This is a genomic window from Microbacterium sp. (genome assembly GCF_049661145.1).
Taxonomy (GTDB): Bacteria; Actinomycetota; Actinomycetes; order Actinomycetales; family Microbacteriaceae; genus Microbacterium.
In genome coordinates, this window is record NZ_JBASZT010000273.1 from 1 (window position 1) to 4,999 (window position 4,999).

Annotated in this window: 5 protein-coding genes; 1 reads left to right on the forward strand and 4 read right to left on the reverse strand. The window is 69.8% G+C overall.

Annotated features, from left to right (window positions below; translation table 11 throughout):
• Positions 1-142: 142 nt before the first annotated feature.
• Positions 143-1,117: an EamA family transporter gene (locus tag WBP48_RS11555; protein ID WP_424440556.1), complete on the forward strand. Its 975-nt coding sequence runs from the start codon at positions 143-145 to the stop codon at positions 1,115-1,117.
• Positions 1,118-1,154: 37 nt separating this feature from the next.
• Here the strand turns inward: WBP48_RS11555 and WBP48_RS11560 are convergent, their stop codons facing one another.
• From WBP48_RS11560 to WBP48_RS11575, 4 genes are all read right to left on the reverse strand, one after another.
• Entirely contained in the window at positions 1,155-2,174 is a 1,020-nt protein-coding gene (locus WBP48_RS11560; RefSeq protein WP_424440558.1) for an agmatine deiminase family protein, read from the reverse strand.
• A 155-nt stretch (positions 2,175-2,329) separates the two neighbouring features.
• Positions 2,330-3,808, reverse strand: coding sequence for an MFS transporter (locus tag WBP48_RS11565; RefSeq protein ID WP_424440560.1), 1,479 nt, complete (start codon positions 3,806-3,808; stop codon positions 2,330-2,332).
• A gap of 213 nt (positions 3,809-4,021) precedes the next feature.
• Complete coding sequence (locus WBP48_RS11570) at positions 4,022-4,372, reverse strand: Fe-S protein (RefSeq protein WP_424440562.1); 351 nt, start codon at positions 4,370-4,372, stop codon at positions 4,022-4,024.
• A gap of 4 nt (positions 4,373-4,376) precedes the next feature.
• Positions 4,377-4,999: M20 metallopeptidase family protein (locus WBP48_RS11575; RefSeq protein ID WP_424440564.1), on the reverse strand; the 623-nt coding region annotated here is incomplete at its 5' end.

The window sequence follows — 4,999 nt, forward strand, 5'->3', positions numbered from 1 at the left end:
GCCGCTCCGCGGGCGGCACCTGGCCGGTCGCCGCCGCGCGACATGGCAGGTACCTGCCATGGCAGTGACCGCTACTGCCGAGCTCCCGCCGTCCCCTGTTAGCGTGTGACCTCGGGTCACCACGAACCCAGAAGGAAACCTCGTGATCTCCGTCCTCCTCGGCTCCCTCAGCGCTGCCGGCTTCGGAGCCGCCGACTTTCTCGGCGGGCTTGCCGCGAAGCGGCTCATGGCCATGCTCGTCACGGCGTTCGCCGCTCTTGCCGGAGCCGTCGCACTCCTGGTCGCGTCGCCGATCGACGGCGGAGTGTGGCATCCCGAGACGACCGTCGTCGGCCTCGTGACCGGTGTCACCTCGTGCCTCGGCATCTGGTTGCTCTACTCCGCCTACGCCCGTGGCCCCATGACGACGCTCGCCCCCGTCGTGGCGATCGTCTCCACCGTCGTGCCGATGTCGGCGGGTCTGCTGTCCGGTGAGACGTTCTCGCCGCTGGGATGGGTCGCGCTGCTGACCGGCCTCGTCGCCGTCGGCCTCGTCTCTCGGCCCCGCGCCGACGAGCGCACGCGGGCCCATCGCGTCGACATCGCGAAGGCCGCCGTGGCCGGCGCGTTCCTCGGGGTGCTGTACATCTCCCTCGACAGCGCTCCGCTGGATGCCGGGCTCACCCCGCTCACCGCGAACCGCATCAGCTGCACCGTCGTCGCCTTCGCTGTCGCGGGGGTACTGGCCTGGCGGGCGCGGGCGGGAATGTCGGATGGGCGCTGCGGTGGCGCATCGCCGGATGTCGCTTCGATCGGGGCGTCGTCGCGCGGTGCCGTGATCGCGGACGGTGCTGTGCTCACCGCGGTGCCCGTCGCCGTCGGCATCCGGCGTCGCATGGTGGTCGGCGTCGCGATCGCCATCGCGGGCGCGAGCGGACTACTCGATGCGACGGCCAACACGCTCTTCCTCGCGGGTCTCGGCTTCGGCGACCTGTCGGTGCTGTCCGTCGTGAGCGGGTTCTATCCCGCCGTCACGATCGTGCTCGCCCTGCTGTTCCTCGGGGAGCGGCCGTCGCGCCTGCAGACGGCCGGAATCGTCCTGGCCCTCGTCGCGATGCTGGGGATGTCGCTGGCGTGACGCGCTGAAGCAGCGGCCGGCGGCTCGCGGCGCGCGCTCAGACGCTGGCCGGCTGCTGCTGCGTGATGCAGTGGATGCCGCCGCCGAGCGCGAAGATCGCGCGCGCGTCGACCGTGACGACCTCGCGCCCGGGGTACTGGTCACGCAGGATGCCGACGGCCATGGCATCCGCCGCGTCATCGAACCCGCACGCGATGACGCCGCCGCCCACGAGCACGTGATTGACATACGAGTAGTCGACCCAGCCGGCGTCGTCGCGCAGCACGCCGGGCGCCGGCAGAGAGACGACCTCGAGTCCGGCGTCCTGCAACTCCGCGCGCACGCGCGTCGACACGGATCGGTCCGGATGCCGGGGGTCGCGCTGGTCGTGGAAGATCGCGCGTCCGGGCTCCGGCATCGTCGCGATCATGTCGACGTGGCCGCGGGTGCCGTAGGGACCGTAGTCCCGCGTGAGCCCGCGGCTCAGCCAGATGACCCGCTCGGCGCCCACCGTGCGACGCAGTTCGTCTTCGACGTCGACGCGGGTCCACCCGGGATTGCGCGCGGGATCGAGCATGACCGTCTCGGTGACCAGCGCCGTGCCGGCGCCGTCCACGTGGATGCCGCCGCCTTCCGCTGTCAGGGGCGAGGCGATGCGGTCGACGCCCAGCTCCGCGGCGATTCGCGCAGCGATCGTGGAATCGTGCGCAGTGCCCGCCCAGGTCAGCCCGCCCCAGGCGTTGAACACCCAGTCGACGACGGCGATGCCGTCGGCGGTGCGGACGAAAGTCGGGCCGGAGTCGCGCAGCCACGCGTCGTCGATCGGCGCCTCCCACAGCTCGATCTCGCGCGACAGCATCCGTCGCGCGACCGGGACGTGGGCAGGATGGACGACCATCGTGACGGGCTCGAACGCTGCCGCGGCGTGGGCGACGGCCGCCCACGCCGCGAGCACGTCGTCACGCGGTGCCGCCGAGCCGTCGAGCATATAGTCGGCGACCGGCCACGCCATCCACAGCCGCTCGTGCCGATCGCCCTCGGCGGGCATCAGCGTTCGCGTGGGAAGTGTACGCAGCATCCTCCCATCATAAACGAAAGGGATTAGTTTTACGAGAGTGTCAGCTTGATGGCGAGAAGGTCTGGCTCATGTCACGAGACTTTCGGGTCAGCTTCTCAGTGGCGCTGCCGCGCCGTGGGGCGGGAAAGTCTGGGTCATGTCACGAGACTTTCGCATCAGAGTGATCCCGTTGCGCCGAGCCCGATGTTGGTGTCGTAGTCCACGTCCTTCGTCTCCTTCGACAGCAGCAGCGCGATGAGTGTCAGGACGGCCGAACCCGCGAGGTAGACGCCGACGAGCCACGGGTTTCCGTCGGCAGCGGCCCACAGACCGAGGGCGATCGACGGGGCCACGGCGGCGCCGAGGATCGACGACACGTTGTACGCGATGGCGGAGCCGGTGTAGCGCACGTTGGTGGGGAACAGCTCCGGCAGCACGGCCCCCATCGGCCCGAAGGTGAGACCCATCAGCAGGAAGCCCAGAATGAGGAATGCCTGCGTCAGCGCACCGGTGAACTTCGGGTCGGCCTGCGGCAGCAGGAAGACGCTGAACGCCAGTCCGAAGACGATGATGCCCACCGTGACCCAGACGAGCAGCCTCTTGCGTCCGAGGGAGTCGGCGAGCGGGCCGGAAAGCAGGGTGAAGATGCCGAAGAACACGACGCCGATGATCTGCATGATCACGAAGTCGACATAGGTGAACCCGAGTCCGGGGTAGAACTGCGCGGCGAACGCCGCGGCATCGAAGCTCTTGCCCGCCGCTTCGGCCGCCTTCTGCGCTGCGGCGGACGCCGTCTCCAGCGAAGCGGCCTTGGTGCCGTAGGAGAGGGTGAAGCTCGTCATGAGGTAGAAGAGCACGTAGGTCGCGAGCATGATGAACGTGCCGAGGATCAGCTGCCACCAGTGGCGGCGGATCACTTCGCCCAGCGGGAACTTGCGCAGCGCGCCCTTCTGCTCGGCACGGGTGAATGTGTCGGACTCGACGAGCCGCAGCCGCACCCAGAGTCCGACGATCACCATGACCGCCGAGAAGAGGAACGGGACGCGCCAGCCCCACGACAGGAACGCCTCGGAGCCGACGGCGGGGCCGTCGGGGTGGGGCAGCAGGAAGTTCATCACGAGGAACAGCGTGTTCGCGATGATGAACCCGATCGGGGCGCCCAGCTGCGGGAACGTGCCGTACCAGGCCCGCTTGCCCTTCGGGGCGTTCTCGGTGGCCACGAGCGCGGCCCCCGACCACTCACCGCCGAGCGCGAAACCCTGGAACAGGCGCAGGATCAGCAGGAGCAGCGCCGCCGTCCAGCCGATCTGGTGGTAGGTCGGGAGAACGCCGATGAGGAACGTCGCGATGCCCATCGTCAGCAGCGACGCGACGAGCGTCGCCTTGCGGCCGAAGCGGTCGCCGAAGTGGCCGAAGACGACGGCGCCGATGGGGCGCGCGATCATCGCGGCGCCGAAGACGGCGAACGAGGCGAGCAGGGCGGTCGTGTCGTTGCCGGTCGGGAAGAAGAGCGCCGGAAAGACGAGCACCGCGGCGGTCGCGTAGACGTAGAAGTCGTAGAACTCGATGGTCGTTCCGACGAGGCTCGCGGTGATGACGCGGGAGCGGGGGTTGGCGGGGGCAGGGGCGGCGGGTGTCGCGATTGCGGAGGACATGCGTGAAGAACTATCTGTCGATGGGATGCCGATGGTCCTGGTGGGACGCGCCGGTGGCGGGGCGTCCGGCGCAGGGTGATGCGCCGGTCGCCGCGGCTGTGCAGGCACCGGGGGCGCCGGCGAAGTCCCGGCGCACGAACATCTACTTTACGCCGTCAGCGGACACCGTGGGTGCGCAGTCGGGCCGTGATTACGCGGGGCGGCCCCCGTGCGTCAGCGCCAGAGCACCGCGAGAGCGGCGTTGAGCAGGATCAGGATGCCGACGAGCCAGAACACCGCCGGCGCGACGGCGCCGGTCTTGCGCTGACCGGATGCGCCGATGCCGAGCAGTGCTCCGATGATCAGCAGCACGACGAGTTTCACCGCGAGCTTGACGTAGTCGAGTTCGTACGAGATGCCCCAGGGCCCCGCGAGCGCGAGCCCGGCGACTGCGGCGATGACCATGCCCCACGTCTGCAGGCGCGTGATGCGTCGCTGCCCGACCGCCTCGACCACCCACGCGCCGAACAGCACAGCGAACCCGACGAGGTGGATCAGGACGACGACGTGGCGCAGGATCTCCATGCCTTCAGGTTACCTGATGGTGGGAGGGGACCGAGGAGAGGCGACGAAGCGCGAGCTCGGCGAGAAGGGCGGCGTGGTCGGCCAGCAGCGCGTCGTCGAAGACCGCGCGATCGGAGTGCATGCCGGCCGTCGCGCCCTCGACCTGCACCCCGAGGAACACGAGCGTGCCTGGCACCTCCTCGAGCACGTAGGCGAAGTCCTCGGAGGCCATCGCCGGGGCTCCCAGCCGGACGACGTTCGCACCGTAGCGCTCGTCGAGCAGGCCGAGCACCGACTCGGTCTCCGTCGGGTCGTTGACGGTCACGGGGTACGAGTCGATGAACTCGGTCTCGACCGTGCAGCCGTGCGCCTCACCGATCGCTCGCGCCAGGCGCGGCAGCTCGGTGCGCACGAGCGCCAGGGTCTCGCGTGAGAGGGTCCGCACGTTGGCCTCGAGCTCCACGGATGCGGCGAGCACGTTGCTCGCTGGTGAGTCGGACCCCAAGCGCGTCACCGAGACGACGGCGGGGTCGGTGATCGGAATGCGTCGCGTGACGAACGACTGCAGGGCGAGCACGATCTCGGCCGCCGCCGGCACCGGGTCGATCGCGTGCTGCGGCCAGGCGGCGTGCCCGCCCGAGCCGACGA